The sequence below is a fragment of the Pseudomonas sp. HC1(2025) genome, assembly GCF_058742075.1.
The window spans coordinates 5,740,917-5,760,927 of sequence record NZ_CP196017.1 but is presented as its reverse complement, the minus strand read 5'-3'; the positions used below and the strand labels follow the sequence as shown (position 1 = coordinate 5,760,927).

At 64.2% G+C, this 20,011-nt stretch carries 20 protein-coding genes; all 20 read right to left on the bottom strand.

Annotated elements, in window-relative coordinates:
• Positions 1-6 precede the first annotated feature (6 nt).
• The gene (locus ACSSVH_RS26055; protein WP_170042045.1) at positions 7-984 is read right to left on the bottom strand and encodes an asparaginase; all 978 of its coding nucleotides are present in this window, start codon (positions 982-984) and stop codon (positions 7-9) included.
• A gap of 77 nt (positions 985-1,061) precedes the next feature.
• Entirely contained in the window at positions 1,062-2,513 is a 1,452-nt protein-coding gene (locus tag ACSSVH_RS26050) for an alanine/glycine:cation symporter family protein (protein WP_432754792.1), read from the bottom strand.
• A gap of 1,122 nt (positions 2,514-3,635) precedes the next feature.
• On the bottom strand, positions 3,636-4,862 hold the full coding sequence (locus tag ACSSVH_RS26045) for a hypothetical protein (RefSeq protein ID WP_492633896.1): 1,227 nt from the start codon (positions 4,860-4,862) through the stop codon (positions 3,636-3,638).
• Positions 4,863-5,299: 437 nt separating this feature from the next.
• Entirely contained in the window at positions 5,300-6,259 is a 960-nt protein-coding gene (locus ACSSVH_RS26040) for a PDR/VanB family oxidoreductase (RefSeq protein WP_172313788.1), read from the bottom strand.
• Positions 6,252-6,659 (bottom strand): Rid family hydrolase, encoded by a 408-nt coding sequence (locus ACSSVH_RS26035; RefSeq protein ID WP_170042048.1) that lies wholly within the window; start codon positions 6,657-6,659, stop codon positions 6,252-6,254. The genes ACSSVH_RS26040 and ACSSVH_RS26035 overlap by 8 nt, the downstream gene beginning before the upstream one ends.
• Positions 6,656-7,690, bottom strand: coding sequence for a Rieske 2Fe-2S domain-containing protein (locus tag ACSSVH_RS26030; RefSeq protein ID WP_170042049.1), 1,035 nt, complete (start codon positions 7,688-7,690; stop codon positions 6,656-6,658). Before ACSSVH_RS26030 ends, ACSSVH_RS26035 begins: the two co-directional genes overlap by 4 nt.
• Before the next feature lie 21 nt (positions 7,691-7,711).
• Positions 7,712-7,939, bottom strand: coding sequence for a recombinase-like helix-turn-helix domain-containing protein (locus tag ACSSVH_RS26025; protein WP_029289990.1), 228 nt, complete (start codon positions 7,937-7,939; stop codon positions 7,712-7,714).
• A gap of 1 nt (position 7,940) precedes the next feature.
• Positions 7,941-8,258: a hypothetical protein gene (locus tag ACSSVH_RS26020; protein WP_169955447.1), complete on the bottom strand. Its 318-nt coding sequence runs from the start codon at positions 8,256-8,258 to the stop codon at positions 7,941-7,943.
• A 2-nt stretch (positions 8,259-8,260) separates the two neighbouring features.
• Positions 8,261-9,403 carry an FAD-dependent monooxygenase gene (locus tag ACSSVH_RS26015; RefSeq protein WP_492633895.1) on the bottom strand — a complete coding sequence of 381 codons (1,143 nt, stop codon included), beginning with the start codon at positions 9,401-9,403 and terminating at the stop codon, positions 8,261-8,263.
• 13 nt (positions 9,404-9,416) lie between these two features.
• Positions 9,417-10,382 carry a VOC family protein gene (locus tag ACSSVH_RS26010; protein ID WP_169955445.1) on the bottom strand — a complete coding sequence of 322 codons (966 nt, stop codon included), beginning with the start codon at positions 10,380-10,382 and terminating at the stop codon, positions 9,417-9,419.
• Positions 10,382-11,875, bottom strand: coding sequence for an aldehyde dehydrogenase (locus ACSSVH_RS26005; RefSeq protein ID WP_170042051.1), 1,494 nt, complete (start codon positions 11,873-11,875; stop codon positions 10,382-10,384). The genes ACSSVH_RS26010 and ACSSVH_RS26005 overlap by 1 nt, the downstream gene beginning before the upstream one ends.
• A gap of 10 nt (positions 11,876-11,885) precedes the next feature.
• The gene (locus ACSSVH_RS26000) at positions 11,886-12,689 is read right to left on the bottom strand and encodes an aspartate dehydrogenase (protein WP_492633894.1); all 804 of its coding nucleotides are present in this window, start codon (positions 12,687-12,689) and stop codon (positions 11,886-11,888) included.
• 10 nt (positions 12,690-12,699) lie between these two features.
• Positions 12,700-14,382, bottom strand: coding sequence for a thiamine pyrophosphate-binding protein (locus tag ACSSVH_RS25995; protein ID WP_492633893.1), 1,683 nt, complete (start codon positions 14,380-14,382; stop codon positions 12,700-12,702).
• Entirely contained in the window at positions 14,375-15,172 is a 798-nt protein-coding gene (locus tag ACSSVH_RS25990) for an SDR family oxidoreductase (protein ID WP_492633892.1), read from the bottom strand. Before ACSSVH_RS25990 ends, ACSSVH_RS25995 begins: the two co-directional genes overlap by 8 nt.
• Position 15,173: 1 nt before the next feature.
• Complete coding sequence (locus ACSSVH_RS25985) at positions 15,174-16,007, bottom strand: IclR family transcriptional regulator (RefSeq protein ID WP_169955440.1); 834 nt, start codon at positions 16,005-16,007, stop codon at positions 15,174-15,176.
• Positions 16,004-16,882, bottom strand: coding sequence for an alpha/beta fold hydrolase (locus ACSSVH_RS25980; RefSeq protein WP_492633891.1), 879 nt, complete (start codon positions 16,880-16,882; stop codon positions 16,004-16,006). The genes ACSSVH_RS25985 and ACSSVH_RS25980 overlap by 4 nt, the downstream gene beginning before the upstream one ends.
• Before the next feature lie 4 nt (positions 16,883-16,886).
• Positions 16,887-17,426, bottom strand: coding sequence for a cupin domain-containing protein (locus tag ACSSVH_RS25975; protein WP_029289969.1), 540 nt, complete (start codon positions 17,424-17,426; stop codon positions 16,887-16,889).
• Positions 17,427-17,439: 13 nt separating this feature from the next.
• Positions 17,440-18,204, bottom strand: a complete 765-nt coding sequence (locus tag ACSSVH_RS25970; RefSeq protein WP_169955438.1) for an SDR family oxidoreductase — start codon at positions 18,202-18,204, stop codon at positions 17,440-17,442.
• Positions 18,204-18,977 (bottom strand): ABC transporter permease, encoded by a 774-nt coding sequence (locus ACSSVH_RS25965; protein WP_076963115.1) that lies wholly within the window; start codon positions 18,975-18,977, stop codon positions 18,204-18,206. Before ACSSVH_RS25965 ends, ACSSVH_RS25970 begins: the two co-directional genes overlap by 1 nt.
• A gap of 28 nt (positions 18,978-19,005) precedes the next feature.
• Positions 19,006-19,998 (bottom strand): ABC transporter substrate-binding protein, encoded by a 993-nt coding sequence (locus ACSSVH_RS25960; RefSeq protein WP_170042054.1) that lies wholly within the window; start codon positions 19,996-19,998, stop codon positions 19,006-19,008.
• Between the last annotated feature and the right edge of the window lie 13 nt (positions 19,999-20,011).

The window sequence follows — 20,011 nt, the reverse complement described above, 5'->3', positions numbered from 1 at the left end:
TGCCGCTCAGCTCAGTTCGCCGCACAGGTCCAGCTCGACCAGGCGCCGTACTTCGTCGTTGGGCAGCCCGGCGCCGAGCAAGGCTTGCAGCTTGCCGAACACGGCTTCGCGGGTCATGCCGCCACCGGACAACACACCGACCCCACGCAGGCGGCTGCCGGCTTCATATACGTCCAGTTCCACACCGCCTTCATGACATTGGGTGATCGCGACGACCACGATGTGCCGAGCCTGCGCACGTTGCAGGCTGGCGAGGAACGCCGGGTTATCGCTGGGCCCGGTGCCGCTGCCAAAGCATTCGAGCACCAGTGCCTGGATGCCGCTGTCGACCAGGGCATCCAGTTGCCCGGCATCAATGCCCGGCACCAGCGGCAATACGCCGACATTGGCCAGGGCCTTGGGCTGGCGGTAGTCCAGTGCGGCAGGCAGCGCCTGGGCCTTGGCCACGCCGCCGTTGCGCTGCAGTGCAGCAAAGGGATGGCGGCCAAAACTGCGGATTTTCGCACAGCGGGTCGGCGCCATCAGTGCGCCGTGGAAGTACAGGTGCACCCCGGGCGCCAGGCCTTCACCCAACGCTGCCAGGGCGCCGCTGACGTTTTCCCAGGCATCGCTGTCGGGCACGCCGGCCGGCAGCATCGAACCGGTGAACACCACCGGCGCCGGCAGGCCCAGCAGTTGGAAACTCATGGCCGCCGCGCTGTAGGCCAGGGTGTCGGTGCCATGCAGAATCAGCACGCCATCGCAGCCCTCGTCCACAGCCTCGACCACGGCGCTGCGCAGGTGTTGCCAGTAGGCGGGCGTCATATTGGCGCTATCGATCAGCGGCGACATTTCCCGAAAGCGCCAGGCTGGCGCTGGTAGGTGGGCAAGCTGTTCGCGCATGCGCGCTTCAAAGCCCGAAGCGGGCGCCAGGCCGTTGGCGCTGGCTTGCATGCCGATGGTGCCGCCGGTGTAGAGCACCATGAGGGTGTTAGCTTTGGACATCGAACAATCTCCTGAACGAAAAACGCCGCCGGGCCCAGAGCATGCCCAAGGCCGGGCGGCGTGTCATCTATCTAGGCTCAGCGTTGCACTTGGGCGTTCAGCTCAGCAGTCGCTTGAGCGGTTGGCTCAGGCTGCACCGGGTTGGCCGGCCAGGCCTTGCGGTCCAGGTCCAGGTCCGGGAACTGGCTGGAGTCGAACACCGGGGTCTTGATGCCCGCCGCGCGCTGGTTGTCGTAGTCGTTGAGGATACGCATGGCGATCTTGAACAGGAACGCCAGGGCGAACAGGTTGACGAACGCCAGCATGGTCATGGTGATGTCGGCGAACGCGAACACGGTGCTCAGGTTCTCGATCGAACCCCAGAAGATCAGCACCAGTACCAACGCGCGATAACCGATCAGCACCTTGCGGTTGTTGCCCACCAAAAAGCGCAGGTTGCTCTCGCCCAGGTAGTAGTTGTACATGATCGATGTAAACACGAACAACGCCAGGGCCACCGAGATAAACATCCGCCCCCAGTCACCGACCACCGCCGCCAGGGAGTTCTGGGTCAGGGCAATGCCGTCGCCTTCGAAGCCTGGGGTGTAGAAGCCCGAAAGCAGGATCAGCAGGGCGGTGCAGGTGCAGATGATAAAGGTGTCGAGGAACACGCTGAACGCTTGCACCACACCTTGAGCGACCGGGTGTTCCACCGAGGCCACCGCGGCCACGTTGGGCGCGCTGCCCAGGCCCGCTTCGTTGGCGAACACGCCGCGCTTCACACCCATGATGATCGCGCTGCCCACCAGGCCACCGAAGGCCTGGTCCAGGCCAAAGGCGCTCTTGACGATGGTCGCGAGCATGGCCGGCACCTGGTCGAATTGCAGCACGATCACGTAGACCGTCACGGCGATATAGACCAGGGTCTTGACCGGCACCAGCAGGTCGGCAATCGAGGCAATGCGCTTGATCCCGCCGATAAACACCAGGCCCAGCAACACCGCCAGCGCCAGGCCGGTGTAGGTGGTGTCGAAACCAAAGGCGTTATTGAGCGAGTGGGTCACGGCATGGGCTTGCAGGCCGTTGAAGGCGAACCCGAAGGTCACCAGCAGCAGGAACGCCATGACCATCCCCAGCCAGCGTTTTTGCAGGCCGTGCTGGATGTAATAGGCCGGGCCACCACGGTAGGTGCCTTCGGCGTCGGTGCGTTTGTAGAGCTGGCCCAGGGAGCACTCGATAAAGCTCGACGACATGCCCACCAGCGCGGTGACCCACATCCAGAACACTGCGCCCGGGCCACCCAGGGTCACGGCAATGCCGACCCCGGCGATGTTACCGGCGCCCACCCGCCCGGCCAGGCTGAGCATCAGCGCCTGGAACGAACTGAGTTGGCCGGCGCTGCTTTTGAGGCTGTCGCGAAACACCGCGAACATATGAAAGAAGTGACGAAACTGAACGAAACGCGAGCGGATCGTGAAGTAACCACCGAGCCCGACAATGAGCACGATCAGTACTTTTCCTGAGAGGAAGTCGTTGATGACTTCTAGCATGGAGTATTCCTCGCTGTTTTTTTGTAAAGGCAAAAGCCGGACGGGTCGAAACATCGCGTTACACACCGTCGCGCAGGCAGCACGATAGGTGGGGCGAGTGCTCGTCCCGGTTCCAAGTCGCGGGTTGTTATTAGTTCGGCGTTCGCATGCGGTTGACGATCGTGCATGCGAAGAGGGGCGGCACTATACCTAGGTGTGCGCCAGCCGTCTGCAAGCAGCGCAACTGAGCGAGGAATGGTCGAAGCGTCACACTGGCCTGATGTGGGGGCTGTCGAGCTTTGGTGAGGCTGCGTTAGGCATGAGTATCTACACGACTTGCTCTTTTTTGGTTGTGGGGTGTGAGTACATATCCGTTGCTGCGGTCATGGCCACTTAGGGTTCCGCCCTTACGGCGGCTCACTTTGGAAAAGCCCCAAAGTAAGCAAAGGGCTCTTGCCCCACCACTCGGCACCTCGCCTAGGCTCGGTGTGCCCGTCATCCGACATTGATTTGGGGGGCCGCCGCGATGGGCCATCCCTGGCCCAGCGCGGCTAACCCGGCGTCCTGCCGGGTTACCCCCCAAATCAATATCGGATGACGGCCAGCGTGGTTTAACGGGGCGCCTAAGATCAAAATCACAAGCAAAGCGAGGCGGCCTGACAGCCGACCTGATCGTCAAGGCGTACGCGTACCCTGTAGGAGCTGGCTTGCCTGCGATAGCGGTGTATCAGTCGATGAATCTGTTGGCAGACCTGCCGCCATCGCAGGCAAGCCAGCTCCTACAGGGGAATGCAGCTTCGCGCTCTGGTTCTGCTGTTGCTCTGTTTTTGATCTGGCTTTTGATCTCAGGCGCCCCGTCAAACCACGCTGGCCGCAGGCAGGTATTGCGCAGTGGGCACCCCGGCAGGATGCCGGGGTAGCCGCGACACGGCCATGGATGGCCGATCGCGGCGGGCCCACGGAGCAATGCCTGACTGCGGGCATGCCGAGCCTAGGCGAGGCACCGAGTGGTGGGGCAGGAGCGCTTTGGTTACTTTCGCGCTTTTCGAAAGTGACCCGCTGTAAGAGCGGAACCAATAGCCGCCATGACCGCAGCAACGGATATGTACTCACCCCCCCCCACCTTTGTTTTTTGTTGCCTGGTTAAAAGTAGTAACCAATATTCACGTTGGTGCGGTAATACCACTCGTTGCTGCCCACCGAACTGGTGTTGGTAAAACCACTGCCATTCTCTGCGCCGCCATAGGGGTTGGCGTTGCGCGCCCAGGTAAAGTCGACCCAGGCCATCACCGGCATGGCCAGGAACTGCGCGCCTACGGTGAACATCTGCGAATCATCCCAGTCGCTCTTGTCTTTCATCATCCGGCTGTAGTCGGTGTACAGCTTGACCTTCTTCAACTGCCCCAGCCTCGGCGTGTAGACGTCATAGCCGAGGTTGATCGACGCCAGGCTGGCCTTGGACGCGATCAGGTAGGCCGGGGTCAGGCCGTTGCCGCCCATCAGTACCGAGTCCTTGCTGACGCCGGTGGGGTTTTCGGGATCGTATTCGTAGCGGATGGCCTGGGTGGTGACGGTCCACAGCCCCTTGTTGATGATGGCGTGTACACCGGCGGCCCAATAGTCGCCATCGTCCTTGGTGGTGGCGTTGTACAGCTGGGCGGTGGCCAGCGAGGCGCCGATCTCGGTTTTCCAGCCATTGCTGTTGAAGGTGCGCGCCACGCGGGCGTTGAGCTGGTTGCGCTTCTCGTTGTCCTGGCGCGACTGGGTGAAGGCAATCGCGTTGTCGTTCAGGTCGGCGTAACGCCCGACTTCAGGCGAGTAGCGAAGGTCGCTGGGCAACATGCGTGGGAAAAAGCCAAGCTGCACGTCCCAATCCTGATCCTTGTAGCTGTACTTGAGGCCGGTGCCGGCACTCACTGCATAGCCCATGAAAAACGGCAGGTGGTAACTCCAGCCAAATTGCGGATACGGCTCCAGGCCAAACGGCTTGAACGGTGCGCCCAGTTGCAGGTTGGAGTTGGCATTGAGCCGATAGCCAACGAAGCCACGGTCGATGGAGCGCTTGCCGTCGTCCTGGAACCAGTAGCCGATATCGCTATAGAGGCCCTTGTAGGTGGCCTGCACGTCCAGGCGGAACGTGTCGAAGAGGAAGCGGCCATTGTTCTCGGTGGTGTCCCAATGCTCGTCGCGATAGTTGGTGCGCAGCGCGCCGCCGATGTCCAGGCTGGCGTCCCCGGCGTCACTGCGCCAGGCAATGTGGGGGAAAGGTTTATTGGCGGCGTTGGCCCGCACCGGCTCGGAAGGGATGGGTTCTGCGGCGAAACCGCTGAAACTGGCAAACATCAATCCTGCACATAAGACACGCTTCATAGAGACCTCTCTACCGGGTGATCGGCAACACTCGTCCGCTTGCCTTTAAAGGCAACTAAGGAGGGAGCGGGTCTTACCGGGTTTAAGTGTTGGTTCTTATTGTTTTATCGGCGAAACGCCGTTTAATCAGTGGATGCACGGGAGTAGAGCAGGAAGTGTGCCAGGCGGTAAATTAGTTTGGATTTTATAAAAAACCGCTTAAAAACAATTGTTTATATGGGAAACAAAGCGCTGTGTATAACCCATGAAACAATCCGTAAGTGCGGTAACAAAGTTGCCCGTGATAGGTGCGTCTTTATTGCACGCTGCCAATGAAACGGGCACTTTGCGGGTGATCCTGTAGGCGCGAGCGAAGAACTTGAGGGTAACGCGGTTATTCAGGATAAACCGCGTTATCGTTAACGTTCTTCGCGAGCAAGCTCGCTCCTACAGGGGGGCTAGAGGTCCAGCACCAACCGTTGGCTCTTGCAGCCCGAAACACACACCATCATCGATTTGTTCGCCGCGCGCTCGGCCTTGGTCAGCACCCCGTCGCGGTGGTCGATCTGGCCTTCCACCACCCGGGTTTCACAGGAGCCGCACACCCCCTCGCGGCAGCTGTGATCGATGTCGCAACCGGCTTCGAGCAGCACATCCAGCAAGCTCAAGCCGGGTTCCACCGACAGCGTCTTGCCGGACTTTTTCAACTCCACGCTATAGCGGTTCTGCGCATCTTCGCTGGGCGGCAGTTCGGCGGCGGTAAAGCGCTCGATATGGGCATGGGGATAACCCAGGCGCTCACAGGTGCCCTCGAACGCATCCAGCATCGGCGTTGGGCCGCAGCAGTAGAAGTGCGTATCCGCAGGTTGGCCGGCGAGGTAGGCGGCGAGGTCCGGCGGCACGCCTTTTTCGTCGTTGAAGTGGTACACCACCCGCGCACCCAGGCCGTTCAAGGCTTCCACCAATGCCGCTTCCTGGCGCGAGCGCGCGCAATAGATCAGCTCGGCGGATTTGCCCTGGGCCAGCAGTTGGCGAAACATGCAGTAGATCGGCGTAATGCCGATGCCACCGGCCACCAGCACACTGTGGCTGGCGCTCAGGTCCAGCGCGAAGTTGTTGCGCGGCGCCGAGATCGACAGCGCCATGCCGACCCGCAGTTGGCTGTGCACATACTCCGAGCCGCCGCGGCTGTTGCGGTCACGCAGGATGCCCACGGTGTAGCGCCCCTGGTCGCTGGGAGAATTGAGCAGCGAGTAACTGCGCACCAGGCCGTTGGCCAGGTGCAGGTCGATGTGCGAGCCGGCCTCGAACGGCGGGAACACGGTATCGCCCAACGGCCGAAACTCCACGCTGATGATGCCTTCGGCTTCATAGCGCAGGGTGTGTACGCGGGCGTTGAGCAGGGAGGGCTTAGACATCATTCACCTCTGTGACGGTACGCAGGTCGACATCGAGCCGGGCACTGGCCTCGATCTCGACCCGAAGTTCAGGAAACACCAGCGCGCTGACGGCCACCAGGGTGGACGTGGGAAATACGGCCTGCCCGGCGAAGAAGTCGCGGCGTGCGCGGCCCACCTGGTCCTTGTCGGCGATATCGGTGAGGTACACCGTCAGCCGGTAGATATTGCCCAGATGCCCACCGGCCGCCGTCACCAGCGCCTGGATCTTGCCCAGCACCACCAGGGTCTGGGCGTAGCAATCCAGGGTCGCCTCGCGGCTGGCGGGGTGTGCGGTCATCCCGGACATCACCACCTCGCGGCCGATCAGCAGCGCATTCGACCAACTGGCCCCGGCGGGCGCCACCACGACCGGGTTCATGGCAGTTGCTTCGCGTCGATCAGTTCGAGCTGGGCCTTGGCCGCGTTCTTCAGGTAACGGCGCATGCGCACCACACCCAGGTCGTGCTGGTAGAGGTTTTCGCGCTGGTTGGCGTCCGGTTCCATGAACTCCAGCAGCACCCGATCCTGCTCCAGCACGGCCCAGTGCCGCGCTTCCAGGCGGTTTTTGTAGAGGAAGCGCCAGGTGTCGCGCTGCCAGCCGGTCAGCGGTCGGCAGCGCCAGTGGAACACCGCCGAGAGCGCGCGGCTGCTTGGGGTGTAGCTGCCGATAATGGTGAAGTTGCCGCCCGGGCCGCCGGTTTTCGGGTAGGGGATTTCCAGGCGCAGCCAATGGCAGCCGTTGTCCATGAACTCGGTCCAGTCGAAGTTCACCCCGCGCTGGCCTTCCTTCTCGAAAAAGAACCCGTTGTCGGTGTCGCGGGTGACGAACTTGGCGGTGGCTTCGCCTTCACTCATCGAGTGCGACATCTTGTGCAGGTAGGTGCCGTGCATCGGGTCCATGACGTTGTCGATCACGTAGCGGTAGTCGCCTTTCCACTCGGTGTAGCAGACGAAGCTGCTCCACTCCGGGGACGTCAGTTGCTCGGGCAGCACCAGTTCCGGCGGGGTCGCTAAATGCGGGTCGGTGGCATTGAACAAAAAGATCGCGCCTGCCGCTTCGCGGGTATGGAACATGCGGGTCGGGCGGCTGCCTTCGAGTTTGCAGCCAGGGCTGCCCGGTACCTTGGTCACGGTACCGTCACAGCGCACTTCGATGCCGTGATACGGGCATTGCAGGCGATCACCCAACACCGGGCCCTGGGACAGCGGCGCACCGCGATGGGGGCAATGGTCTTCGAGGGCGTGTACGCGGCCATCGTTATCGCGCCACAGGGCGATCTTGTAGCCCAGGCGGCGTACCGATACCGGCTTTTCACCCAGCAGGTCCGAGGGTAATACCGGGAACCAGAGGTCTTTGAGGCCATTGGCCAGATGGTTTTCAACAGGGTCGACGGTCAATTGCATAGTCATTGTTTTATTCCTTCTGCCGGGTCATTCGCCCAGCCGGGCCATCAGGGTTTGATAGGCATCTGCCGTCCACTCGCCGCTGGTCAGCGGGCAGGGCGGGCCGGCCAGGTTGAGGTGGGCGAGCAGCGCCGCCAACTCGGTCACGCCGTTGCCGAAGGCGCGCTCGATGGAGTCGCCCAGCAGCTCTTCAAACTGGGTATTGGGCCGTTTGCGCGCCTGATGGGGCTCGAGGAATCGTTCGGTAGTGCTCATGTCATTGACCTCCGTTGCGTACCCGTTCGCGGATGGTTTCGCGCACCGGGATAAAGTCGTATGTCGGGAAAACTTCAGTGCTGAACACGCCCCACGCCGAGCGCTCAAGCTCCACGTTAAGGGACGGCAGCAGGCCCGGAGCCAAGCGCAGGGTGACGATCTGGCCCAGGCCCATGGCCACGGTCCAGCTCACCACCTCCACGCCTTGCGGTGGAAAGCGCTCCCACCAGTCCTGCTGCTTCATGTGCCGCTGAATGTCTTCCAGGTTTTTTGATTGGTCGTGCTTGAGCAGCACGGTCACCAGCAAGGTGTCGCTCATGGTCAGGCCGCGCTTTGGGTGGGGATGGTCCAGGCGTCGTAGCCGTAGACCCAATCGGCGTTGCCGCCGTCCTTGAGCCACTGGTTGCCGCGCGAGCCGATCTGGATCTGGCTGGTGCGTTCCAGGCGCGCCTGCTGATAGCCCTGCAAGGCAGCGGCGACCTGGGACGGGCTGTCGAGGTCTTGCAGGTAACGGGCGAGCACCACCGCATCCTCGATGGCCTGGCCAGCACCCTGGGCCATGAACGGCATCATCGGGTGGCACGCATCGCCCAGCAGGGTGATCGCGCCCTTGGACCAGAACGGCAGCGGGTCGCGCTCATACAGCGCGGTCTTGAGCACATCGCTGCACGCATCCAGCAGGGCACGGGCGTCGGGGTGGAATGCCTGGTAGTGGCTGCGCAGTTCGTCGGCATCGCCGGCGCTGGTCCACGACTCTTCGTGCCAGCTGTCCTGGGCGGTGGTGGCGAAGATAAAAATATCTTTGCCCTGGTTCAGCGGGAACGTAACGATCTGGCTCTGCGGGTTGGGGCCCCACCATTTGGTGAAGGCCTGGATATTCGGCACATGGGCCACCAACTCGGCCGGCACCACCGCGCGGTATGCCACCACCCCGGTAAAGCGCGGGTGCTCTTCGCCGAACAGCGCGTTGCGCACCACCGAGTGGATACCGTCGGCGCCGATCAGCACGTCACAGCGGTGCTGGCTGCCATCCTTGAAATGCAGGCAGATGCCGTCGTCAGTGTGCTCGATCCGTTCGGCACGCTTGGCGAACTGCACCTGCTCCAGCGGGAACACTTCGGCCAGGGCCGCCAGCAGATCGGCGCGGTGGATGGTCAGTTGCGGGGCGCCGTACTTCTGCTCGGCGGCGTCGGACATTTCCAGGCGTGACGTCTCTTCGCCGCTGTCCCACATCCGGCTGATACGGTGGGTCGGCCGCGCGGCCGGGATGCGCACGGCGGCGCCAATTCCCAGGCCATCCAGCGCCCGTACCGCGTTGGGGGTGAGGTTGATGTCGGCACCGACCCGCAAAAAGGCCTTGGACTGTTCAAACACGGTGACCTGGTGACCGGCGCGGTGCAGGGCGATCGCGGCGGTCAGGCCGCCGATGCCGGCGCCGGCGATAGCAATATTTAAGGAAGGCATGTGCGACTCCTGCTCAAGGTTTCGGTTTGTCGGTGAGGAACTTGCCTTGCGGCGCCTCGACGTGTTGCTGGCGCCGGGTATTGCCGTCGATACCGCCGGCAATCGCCCATTCGGCGAACACCGTGGGCCCCGGCTCAAAGGTGCGGGGCTGCCATTCGCCGGTCAGTTGGTCTTCGTCGGCGTAGTACTCCACCAGCGCGCCAGCGGGGTTTTTGAAGTACCAGAAAAACGCCGAAGACACCGGGTGGCGCCCAGGGCCGATCTCGGTCGGCCAGCCGCTGCGGGACACGTGCATGCCGCCGCCAAACACCTCGTGCACATCGCGTACGGTAAAGGCCACATGGTTCAGCCCCGCCCGTGGCGCCGGCAGTTGCAGCATGAACAGGTCGTGATGGCCGCCTTCCTCGGCGGTGCGCAAAAAGGCCCCGCGGTCCGGGTAGCGGTCCGAGGCCTGGAAGCCGAAACGTTCGTGGTAGAAGGCTTCGCAGGCGTTTACGTCCTTGACGAAAAACACCACGTGGCCGACCTCAATCGGCGTGGCGCGCTCGTAGATCGGCGCCGCCTTGTTGATCCGGCCCTTGGTCTGCCAGGTGTTGTGGCCGCTGCACTCGATCTCCAGCTCACGCTTGCGCGTCACTTGCAGGCGGATCGCCAAGCCGTTGGGGTCGGTGCAGCCGATACGCCCGTTGCCCTCGACAAACCCCGGGTCGTTGGCGATGCGTTCGGCGTACAGCGCAAGGTCCGCCGCGTCGGCCACGCCCCACACCACTTCGCGCACGGTCGAGCCGGCCTCGATGGCGGGCGGCAGGCCGGGTTTGTTCAGGTCGGCGAGCACTACGCGGCAGCCGTTGAGGGTCTCGAAGATCACCTCATCGGGTTGCGCGCTGACCTGGGTCAGGCCCCAGTCGCTGAAAAAACGCACGCAGGTGTCGAGGTCCTCGACGCCATAGGTGACTTCATCAATACCTAAAACGCTCATCACGCTACCTCGTGTGGCACACCGGCCCAGGCCAGTGGCTGTTGGTTCATGCCCCAGTAGAGGCTCTTTTGTTCCATGTATTGCAGGATCCCCAGCCGGCCTTTTTCGCGGCCCAGGCCGCTGTCGCGCCAACCGCCGAACGGCGTGGAAATCGAGAACTGCTTGTAGGTGTTGATCCACACCGTGCCGGCCTGCAAGCGCCGGCCCAGGGCCCAGGCGCGCTTGTAGTCGCGGCTCCAGATGCCTGCCGCGAGGGCGTACAGGCTGTCGTTGGCCTGCTCCAGCAGTTGCTCTTCATCGTCGAAGGGCATGGCCACCAGCACCGGGCCGAAGATTTCTTCCTGGCACACCTGTTGTTGGTTGTGCAGGCCTTCGAGGATGGTCGGCGGGTAGAAGTAGCCCTGGTCATACAGGCCACCGCTGGGGCGCTGCCCGCCCAGGCGCAGGCGCCCGCCTTCGGCCAGGCCGAGGGCGACGTAGCGTTCCACCGATTCACGATGGCTGGCGCTGATCAGCGGGCCCATCTGCGTGTTTTCGTCGGCCGGGTCGCCCATGCGCAGGTTCGCGGCGGCGGCTACCAGGCGTTGCATGAAGGGTTCGTACAGGGCGCGCGCGACAAACAGCCGCGAGCCGGCAATACAGGCCTCGCCCGAAGAGCTGAAGATGCCGTAGAGCACGCCCGCCACCGCGTGGTCGAGGTCGGCGTCATCAAGGACGATGGTCGGCGACTTGCCGCCCAGCTCCAACGACACCGGCATCATCTTGTCAGCGGCGATATGGGCGATGTGCTTGCCGGTGCGGGTACCGCCGGTGAACGACACGCGCTTGACCAGCGGGTGGCGGGTCAGCGCGTCGCCCAGCAGCGAGCCCTTGCCGGGCAGCACGCTGATCAGGCCCTTGGGCAGGCCGGCCTCTTCACACAAGCGCGCCAGGCGCAGGGCCAGCAGCGGGGTGATTTCCGCTGGCTTGATCACCACCGCATTGCCCGCCGCCAGGGCTGGCGCGACCTTTTGCGCCTCGCTGGCAATCGGCGAGTTCCACGGAGTGATCGCGGCGACCACGCCCATCGGCTCATACACGCTCATGCTGACGAAATCGCCGCGCGAGGGGGTGATGGTTTCTTCGAGGGTTTCGCAGGCGGCGGCGAAGAACTGGAAGGTGCCGGCCGCACTGGCCACCAGCGCGCGGGTTTCATTGATCGGCTTGCCGTTGTCCTGGCGTTGCAGCTGCGCCAGTTCTTCACTGTGCAGGCGGATCAGCTCGGCGATGCGGTACAGCACGCTGGCCCGCTCATGGGGTTTGCGCTGGGCCCAGCCGCTGTGCAGGAAGGCCTGGTGTGCGCCCTGGATGGCGTCTTCTACATCCTGCAGATCGGCAGCGTTAAGCCAGGCCACGGCCTCGCCGGTGGCCGGGTAGCGGCTGGCGTAGCGTTCGCCACGGCCCAGGCGCCAGTGGCCGGCGATGCAGATCGGTAAAGTCTGTTCGAGAGTCATCGACGGGCTCCTAAATTGAGATGGCATGGGCGTGGTTGCCCAGCGCACGGACCACGCTGTACACGGTCAGCGCCGAGGTCTTGGGGTTGGCCAAAAGCGGCTTGCCGCGCAGGCTCAACTCGAAACGGCCAAAGGCGCCACGGGCTTCGAAGTGGTGGACGTTTTCGTCGCTGTGGGGGTCGGCGATCAGCGTGACGTGGGTGCGATCCAGGCCCAGCCCGGCCAGGGACAGGGTGGCGGCGACGTTGGCGTTTTTCGGATACAGCCGCGCGGCTTCGCGGGCGCTGCCCTGGAAGATCACCGTGGCTTGGCTGATGGTGTCGAGGTCGCACGCCTGCTCGCCGGGAGTGTTTTTCCAGGCGCGGGCCGGCTTGCGCCCGGTGTAGTTGACCGAATCCAGGCCGCCGACCTTGGCCGCCGACAACGCATCAATACCGCCAATCGCACCGGGCAGCAGCTCGATGCGGGTCTTGCCGCGCTCAGCGGCTGCTTCCAGGCGCTCGACCAGACCCACTTCGGACAAGGCGCCGACCGACACAATCAGGCAGGCAATCCCACGCTCCAGGGCCGGCAGCACATGTTCCTCGATAGCGCGGTGGCCGGCGCACTCCACCAGCAAATCCGGGCGCGTATCGACGGGCAAGGCGGTGAGCACCTGCGGCGGTCGCTTGAAACTGGCCAGGCGCTGGCGCACCAAGGCTTCGGAGCCCTCGGAGGCGATGACGTAATCCACGCACAGCTGCGGATCGTTCTCCAGCAGCTCCAGCACGCCGACGCCAATGGCGCCGCAGCCGATCATGGTGATATGCAACATGCGGCGATCCTCAGGCGGTGGCCTTCTGGGCTTTGGTTTCGCTGTTGGGCGGGCCGGCGAACTGGGTGGCGAAATTGCCCACGCTGAGCATGTCCACTTCTAGCAGGAACGGGCCGGGTTGGCTCAGGGCGCTGTCGACCACCTTGCCGAAATCCTTGAGGTCGGTGACCAGGCCGTGGCGCAGGCCCATGGATTCGGCGAGCTTGGTGTAGTCCGGGGTGTGCAGGTCGACATAGCAATGCCGGCTGCCGTAGACCGCGTCCTGGATATTGCGGATCACCCCATAGCGCTGGTCGTTCATCAGCAGAATCACCAGGTTGGCGCGCTCCTGGACCAGGGTCGCCAGCTCACCCAGGTTGAGGATGAAACCGCCATCGCCCGCCAGGGCGAACACCTTGCGCTCGGGCGCGGTTTCAGCGGCTGCCACCGCTGCCCCGATGCCCATCGCCAGGCCCTGGCCAATACCGCCGCCCAAGGCGTGAACCCCGGCACGCGGGTGGTACAGGTTGAGCAGGCGGTTGCCCCAGATGCTGTTGGACAGGGTCACATCGCGCACCCAGGAGAAGTTGCGCCCGGTGTTGGCCTGCAATTGCTCGACCATCGCCGAGTACGGGCCCAGGTCCGCCACCAGTTGGCTGCGCGATTGCTCGCGCACGGCCTTGAGTTCGACGAGGAACTGCGGATCGGTATGCAGGCGGCCTTCCAGGCGGTCAGCCAGGCCCTCCAGGGCCAGGGCCGTATCGCCGCAGATAAACAGCTCGCTGGCATAGCTGCGGCCTTCGATGGCCGGGTTGGCGTCGATGCGCAGGGTGTTCTGCGGCAGCTTGAGCGCGTACTTGAAGGTCTCGTTGCTGCGCAGGCGCGACCCGGCGATCAGCAGTGCATCGCAGGTTTGCAGGAACTGCTCGACCCGTTTGTTCTGCGAAAAGGCCCCCAGGCAGCGCTCGTCGTCTTCATTGACCACGCCACGGCCTTGGGTCGAGGTGATCACCCCCACGCCCATCGCCAGCAGGCGCTTGACCTGCGCCCCGGCATGCCGTGCGCCGCCACCGAGCCAGAGCATCGGGCGCTTGGCACTGGCCAGGCGCGCGGCCACCAGGTCGAGGGCTTCCGGTGCCGGTACGGCGACCGGGATCGGCAGCGGCGACAGGTCGGTAGGCATCGGGATAAAGGTCGACTGGATATCGATCGGGATCTCGACGCTGACCGGGCCGGTGGGCGCGGTGAGGGCGGTCTGTACCGCGAGCTTCAGGGTGCTGATGGCGGTCTCGACGCTGCGCACGCGAAAGGCGGCCTTGGACACGGCCTTGAGCATGTTCAACTGGTCGCGGGCTTCGTGGATATACGCCAGTTCCTGATCCAGGTATGGCGTTTCGATCTGCCCGGTGATGTGCAGCAGCGGGGTGCCGGCAGTCTGCGCTTCAACCATGGCGCCGGCGGCATTGCCGGCGGCGGTGCCGGTGGAGGTCAGGCACACGCCCAGGCCGCCGGTGGTACGGGCATAGGCGTCAGCCATGTTGGCGGCGCCGGCTTCACCCCGGGCCATGACAAAGCGGATATTGCCGCGCACGGCGAAGGCATCGAGGATCGGCATGTTGTGGATCGAGATCACGCCAAACGCGGCCTTGACGTCGCATTGTTCGAGAAAGGCGGTGATGGCAGCGCCCACGGTGACAGTGTTTTCATTACGCATGGCGGGACAGGCCTCCGGATACATCGATATGGCTGCCTGTGGTGTAAGCCGACAGAGGCGAGGCCAGAAACAGGATCGCGCGGGCCGCTTCAATCGGCAGGCCCAGGCGCCCCAGGGGAATATGTTTTTGTTGGGCCAGGCGGGCGGTCCATTGCGCCCAGTCGAGGTTGCGTTCTTCACGCGCTTCGAAGCGGCGGCGCCATTGCCCGGACTCCACCAGGCCAATCAGGATGCCGTTGACGCGGATGCCTTGCGGGGCGAACTCGGTGGCCATCGAGCGCACCAGGTTCTTGATCCCGGCGCGGGCGGCCGAGGTGGCGACCATGTGCGGCTCCGGCTGGCTGGCCAGCAGTGAGTTGACGCAGACGATGGCGGCATCGGCCTGGTTGTGCAGCTGCGGCTTGAAGGCGCGGACCGGGTTGATCACCGAAAAAAACTTCAGGTGCAGCTCTTCGGTCCAGGCGCTGTCGGTGGTGTCTGCGAAGGTCGAGACCCGGCCTTGCCCGGCGTTGTTGATCAACACACTGGCGGCGCCCAGCGCGGCCTGGCTGGCGCTGGCAAAGGCGTTGACCGCTTCGCCATCGAGCACATCGCACACTTGGGCCAGCAGTTGGCCTTGGGGGAAACGTTGGCGCAGGTCGCTTTCGGCACGGCGCAGGCGTTCTGCATCGCGGCCGCAGAACGCAACGGCGGCGCCGGCTTCCAGCAGCAGCTCGACGCACGCCAGACCAATGCCCGAGGAGCCTCCGGTGACGATTGCGGTGCGGCCCTGCAATGGATAAAGGCTCATCTCAATCTCTCATCAAGGCAGTGACGCGGGGCTGGCTGCTGTGGGCGCCGCCGTTGTAGTTGAGCAGGCGCGACAGCTCGTCGGCGCTGCGTCGTACCTGGGTCAACAGCTCTTCAAAATTCACATGACCGATCTGCGTGGTCGGGATGGTTACGCCGAGGGCGGCCACGATGTCGCCGCTCTGGTCGCGCACGGGCGCGGCCACTGTGGAAATCGCCGATTCAAAGAACCCTTCGCCGCTGACAAAGCCGCGCTGGCGGTCGGCCTGGAGCATGTCGAACAGCTCCATCACGGTTTTGGGGGTGCAGTGGGAGTGCTGCTCCAGGTGCTCCTCGGGGTACAGCTCGCGCAGTTCGGCCAGTGACAGGTCTTCGAGGAGGATGCGCCCCAGCACCGTGGCATGGGCCGGCAGGCGGGTGCCGACGTTGACCGCGTTGGAGAACACCGACGGCGGCGAAACCTTGGCCACATAGACGATGGAACGCCCGTCGCGCACCACCAGGTTACTGGGGTAGTTAACCCGGTCGCACAAACGGGCCAGCAGCGGCTGGCCGAGTTCGGTCAGCTCCAGCGAGGCCAGGTACTCGAAGCCCAGGCGCAGCACCGACATGCCCAGGCGGTATTCGTTGCCGCTGCGGGTGACGAAGCCCATGGTTTCCAGGGTGGTCAGCAGGCGGAAAATGGTCGAGCGCGGCAGCGCCAGGCGCCGTGCCAGTTCCGGCGCGGTCAGGGTGCGGTTGCGCCGGCTGAACTCGCAGAGCAGCAGCAAGCCGCGCTCCAGGCCCGGCACGATGTATTTGTCCTGAGCATCCTTCAGCAGATCTGAGTCGTTCATAGGGTTCTACCTGTCAGGGATTGTTTGAGGGCGTAGGCCAGGCGACCGGCAACCACCAGCGGTTGTTCGATGGGGCTGGCATGGCCTGCGTCGGCGATCAGGTTGAAGCTGGCACCCAGGGCCTTGGCCACACCCAGGCAGGTGTCGGGCGTGGTGATGGCGTCGGCTTCGCCGCAATGCACTTCGCAGGGCATTGCAGGTTGGCCGTGGCGCAGCAGGTCGTCGCCGCACAGCAATTCGATGGCCTGGCGATAACCCAGCGGGTTCAGGCGGGCCATGTTCCAGTGCACCCAGGCCAACGCTTCGGGCTGGGCCCGCGACGAGAGCATGTGGGCGCTACGTTGTGCGGCCAGGCCGGTGATACCCAGGCGTTGCAGGTTATCCAGGCGTTGCTGGCGTACTTGCTGGCGCTGCTGGCTGCGCTCGGGTGCGCCATAGCCGCGAGCCGGGCTGACCAGCACCAGGCGGCTCACCCGCTTGGCCTGCGCACTGCGGGCCAAGGCCAGGGCGGTCAGCGCGCCCAGGGAGTGGCCGACCAGCACGCACTCGTCCACTTCCAGCGCATCGAGCATCTGCGCCAGGCGGGCGGCGTATTGCTCGGCCTTGGGCACGTCCGACTCCAGGGGGCTGGAGTCGCCATAGCCGGGCGCGTCCCAGGCGATGACCCGGGCCTGGGCCGCCAGGTGCTGTGCCACTTGCAGCCAGGACGCCGCGCCCGAGCCGATGCCGTGCAGCAACATCACCGCCGGCCCCGTGCCGCATTCGCGCAGGGCCTGCTGGCCACCGGCGGCGGCGACCAGGCGCTGGGGGAAGTCGCGCTGCAGTTGGGCTTGCAGGTCGGCCGTCGGCGCGGCTTGGGTGAGTCCTGGCAACATGGGCTTACCCGCGTTTGATCGAGGCCAGAGGGTGCTCTGGCGGATAGGTCGGGGTGATCGGCTTTTTCGCGCCGAGCATCACGCACATCAGCGCGTCTTCGTCGCCGATATTGATCTCTTCGCGGTACACGCCCGGCGGCACGGAAATTACGTCGCGGTCGGTGAGGATGGTTTCGAAACGCTCGCCGTCCTTTTCCAGTACCACCTTGAGTTTGCCGCGCAGCACGAAAAACACTTCTTCGACGTCAATGTGCAGGTGCGGCGGGCCTTCGTGGCCGGCCGGGATGACCATGGTGGAAAAGGTGAAGTGCTCCGACGGGATGGTGTTCATGTCGGTGCTGATGCCAGTGCCGCCAGTGCCGATGTAGCGCATTTGCGCGCGGCGGAACTTGGGGTCGTAGTCGGCCTGGAACTTCAGGGCATCCCAGTCGTACTTGCGCGTCTCGTAGCGGGCGATGCGCGTGCTCATCCAGCTTTCCAGGCTGGCGCCGGCAGGGCGGTCCCAGCTTTTTGGGGTGTCGTTTTGGGCAGATAGATCAGTCATGACAGTCTCCAGATCAAGGCATGACGAACCCGCCGTTGACCGGCAGGGTTTGTCCAGTGATAAAGCGGGCAAGGTCGGACAGCGCGAACAGCACGGCGCCGCTGACGTCTTCGGGCAATTGCGGGCGTTGCAGGGCCCGTTGGTCGTTGTACAAACGGTGGCGCGCCTCGGGCACGTAGGCGGTGGCTTCCACCAGCACCAGGCCGGGGGCGATGGCGTTGACGGTGATGTTGTCGCTGCCCAGCTCACGGGCCAGGCTGCGGGTCATGGCGATGATCGCGCCCTTGCTGGCGACGTAGGCCAACAGGTTCGGTGCACCCCACAGCGGGGTGTCCGAGGCCAGGTTGACGATGGCGCCCTGGCCGCTGGCGCGCAGGGCCGGCAGGCAGGCGGTGGTCATCAGCCAGGTGCCGCGCACGTTGACCTGCATCACCTGGTCCCAGGTGTCGATGCTCAGCTCTTCGCAGCCCTTGCCCCCGGAGTTGGTGATCGAGGCGTTGTTCACCAGGCCGTCGAGGCCGCCCAGCAGGCTGATCGTCGCGTCGACACAGGCCTGGATCGAGGTGGATTGCGCCAGGTCGACAGCCACGGCCTGCACGTCCAGGCCCAGCGCCCGTAATTCGCCGGCGGCCTGCTGTACACGCTCGTGCAGCACATCGGCAATCACCACCCGGGCGCCGGCCTGGCCGATGGCCTGGGCAAAGGCATAGCCCAGGCCCCGGGCGCCACCGGTGACCAGCACGCGGCGGCCTGCAAGCAAAAGGTCATGGCGGCTCATCATTGGGTGCTCAACATGGCTTTGGGCATGTAGTGCAGGACGCGTTTTTCCGCCCACACCACTGCGCCGTAGGCGATCACCCCAATCAGGGTCAGCGCGACAATGGCGACGAACACCCCGGCGGTGTTGCCCTGGCCCTCGGCGTCTACCAGCAAGAAGCCCAGGCCCTGGTTGCCACCGACCAGCTCACCGACGGTGACGCCGATCACGGCCAGGGTCGAGGCAATGCGCAGGCCGGAAAACAGTGCGGCCATGGCCGACGGGAACTCCACCAGGCGGAAGATCTGCCAGCGGCTGGCATTCATGGTGCGTACCAGGTTGATCATGTCCGGGTCGACGGTGCGGATTGCCGAGAGCACGTTGATCATCACCGGGAAAAACACGATCAGGATCGCGATCAGAATCTTCGGGTAGATGGTGTAGCCCAGCCACATCACGAACAGCGGCGCGAAGGCGACTTTCGGGGCGATCTGCAAGGCCAGGATGTACGGCGACAACATGGCTTCGGCCGCCGGCGACAGGCCCAGCGAGACACCGATCATCACTCCCAGCAGGGCGCCGAGGGCGAAGCCGACGACGATCTCCAGGGCGGTGATCAGGGTGTGTTGCAGCAGGCCGCCGGTTTGCCACATCACCAGGCCTTCCTGGGCCACGCGGCTGAGTTTGGGCATGACGAACTCGGGCATGCCGAGCAGGCCGGGGCCCCATTGCCAAAGCACCAGGAACAGGATCAGCAGCGCGACGCTACCGAGCACGGAGTTGTTGTTTTTCATCGTGTACGTACCTCAATGTCCCGGTGGTTCACTGTGCGGCGACCGGGCTGTCGACGAATTGGTTGGTGAAGAGGTCTTCAAGCGGAGTCGCCTGAGTGACGATGCCCTCGCTGACATAGAACTGCAGGACCTTGTCCAGGTGCTGCGGATCGATGTGCCCGAGCACGGCCTGCTTGGCGTAGACGTGTTCGACGTAGAGCTTGAAGATCTTCTCCAGGGAGTCTTCCTTGCCGGCGTAGGCCGGTACCGCCTTGGCGAAGGTCGCGGCGGCGGCGCGCGGGTCCTGGATGATGTCGCGCATGCCTTGCAGGGTGCCCTGGACCACGCCGCGCACAATCTGGGGCTGGTTCTTGATTGCGTCGTCGGAGGCGAGAATTGCCTGGGCCATGCTCTCGAAAATCTGGTCCTGGGGGATCAGCTTGATCTGCACCCCGGCTTCCTCGGCATTGATCACCCAGTCCGGCACGCCCGCCATGGCCTGGGCCTTGTTGGCGGAGAACAACTGCCAGACCCCGGCGGGGCCGGCGGCCTGGATGTTCACGTCGTTTTTGCCCAGCCCGGCTTTGCGCAGCGAGGCGAGCAGGGCGTAGTAGGTGGTGTCGGAGTACGACATCACCGTCATGGTCTTGCCCTTGAGGTCGCTGACGCTGTTGATGTTGTCCTTGGCGTTGGTGGCGATCATCGTCACCCCGCCGTCGCCCAGCACCGCCACGGCGCGCACCGGGATGCCATTGGCCCGCACCACAATCGGCGTGTCACCGATGGCCCCGCCGATCAGCGCATTACCGGCGCCGATCTGCTTGGCCACGTCCACGCCACCTTTGGCGGCGATAAAGGTCAGGTCCAGGTCCTGGGCCGTGTAGTAGCCCTTTTCCTTGGCGATGATCCACGGAGCGAACGCGGGCGAGTTGGGCGGCGCCGGCAGCAGGTAGGTGACCTTGGTCGGCTGCGCCTGGGCGGCACAGGCCATGCCGAGGCCCAGGCTGAGGGCGCAAAGACGTTGAAACAGAGACTTGAGCATGGGGACTCCTGAA

Excerpts from the sequence above, each read along its gene's own strand:
- ACSSVH_RS25995 (WP_492633893.1), bottom strand. The coding sequence starts at position 14,382 with ATGCGTAATGAAAACACTGTCACCGTGGGCGCTGCCATCACCGCCTTT.
- ACSSVH_RS26055 (WP_170042045.1), bottom strand. The coding sequence starts at position 984 with ATGTCCAAAGCTAACACCCTCATGGTGCTCTACACCGGCGGCACCATC.
- ACSSVH_RS25980 (WP_492633891.1), bottom strand. The coding sequence starts at position 16,882 with ATGTTGCCAGGACTCACCCAAGCCGCGCCGACGGCCGACCTGCAAGCC.
- ACSSVH_RS26025 (WP_029289990.1), bottom strand. The coding sequence starts at position 7,939 with ATGAGCACTACCGAACGATTCCTCGAGCCCCATCAGGCGCGCAAACGG.
- ACSSVH_RS26005 (WP_170042051.1), bottom strand. The coding sequence starts at position 11,875 with ATGACTCTCGAACAGACTTTACCGATCTGCATCGCCGGCCACTGGCGC.
- ACSSVH_RS26035 (WP_170042048.1), bottom strand. The coding sequence starts at position 6,659 with ATGAACCCGGTCGTGGTGGCGCCCGCCGGGGCCAGTTGGTCGAATGCG.
- ACSSVH_RS25990 (WP_492633892.1), bottom strand. The coding sequence starts at position 15,172 with ATGAGCCTTTATCCATTGCAGGGCCGCACCGCAATCGTCACCGGAGGC.
- ACSSVH_RS26015 (WP_492633895.1), bottom strand. The coding sequence starts at position 9,403 with ATGCCTTCCTTAAATATTGCTATCGCCGGCGCCGGCATCGGCGGCCTG.
- ACSSVH_RS26040 (WP_172313788.1), bottom strand. The coding sequence starts at position 6,259 with ATGTCTAAGCCCTCCCTGCTCAACGCCCGCGTACACACCCTGCGCTAT.
- ACSSVH_RS26030 (WP_170042049.1), bottom strand. The coding sequence starts at position 7,690 with ATGACTATGCAATTGACCGTCGACCCTGTTGAAAACCATCTGGCCAAT.
- ACSSVH_RS26045 (WP_492633896.1), bottom strand. The coding sequence starts at position 4,862 with ATGAAGCGTGTCTTATGTGCAGGATTGATGTTTGCCAGTTTCAGCGGT.
- ACSSVH_RS25965 (WP_076963115.1), bottom strand. The coding sequence starts at position 18,977 with ATGAAAAACAACAACTCCGTGCTCGGTAGCGTCGCGCTGCTGATCCTG.
- ACSSVH_RS26050 (WP_432754792.1), bottom strand. The coding sequence starts at position 2,513 with ATGCTAGAAGTCATCAACGACTTCCTCTCAGGAAAAGTACTGATCGTG.
- ACSSVH_RS26010 (WP_169955445.1), bottom strand. The coding sequence starts at position 10,382 with ATGAGCGTTTTAGGTATTGATGAAGTCACCTATGGCGTCGAGGACCTC.
- ACSSVH_RS25970 (WP_169955438.1), bottom strand. The coding sequence starts at position 18,204 with ATGAGCCGCCATGACCTTTTGCTTGCAGGCCGCCGCGTGCTGGTCACC.
- ACSSVH_RS26000 (WP_492633894.1), bottom strand. The coding sequence starts at position 12,689 with ATGTTGCATATCACCATGATCGGCTGCGGCGCCATTGGCGTCGGCGTG.
- ACSSVH_RS25960 (WP_170042054.1), bottom strand. The coding sequence starts at position 19,998 with ATGCTCAAGTCTCTGTTTCAACGTCTTTGCGCCCTCAGCCTGGGCCTC.
- ACSSVH_RS26020 (WP_169955447.1), bottom strand. The coding sequence starts at position 8,258 with ATGAGCGACACCTTGCTGGTGACCGTGCTGCTCAAGCACGACCAATCA.
- ACSSVH_RS25975 (WP_029289969.1), bottom strand. The coding sequence starts at position 17,426 with ATGACTGATCTATCTGCCCAAAACGACACCCCAAAAAGCTGGGACCGC.
- ACSSVH_RS25985 (WP_169955440.1), bottom strand. The coding sequence starts at position 16,007 with ATGAACGACTCAGATCTGCTGAAGGATGCTCAGGACAAATACATCGTG.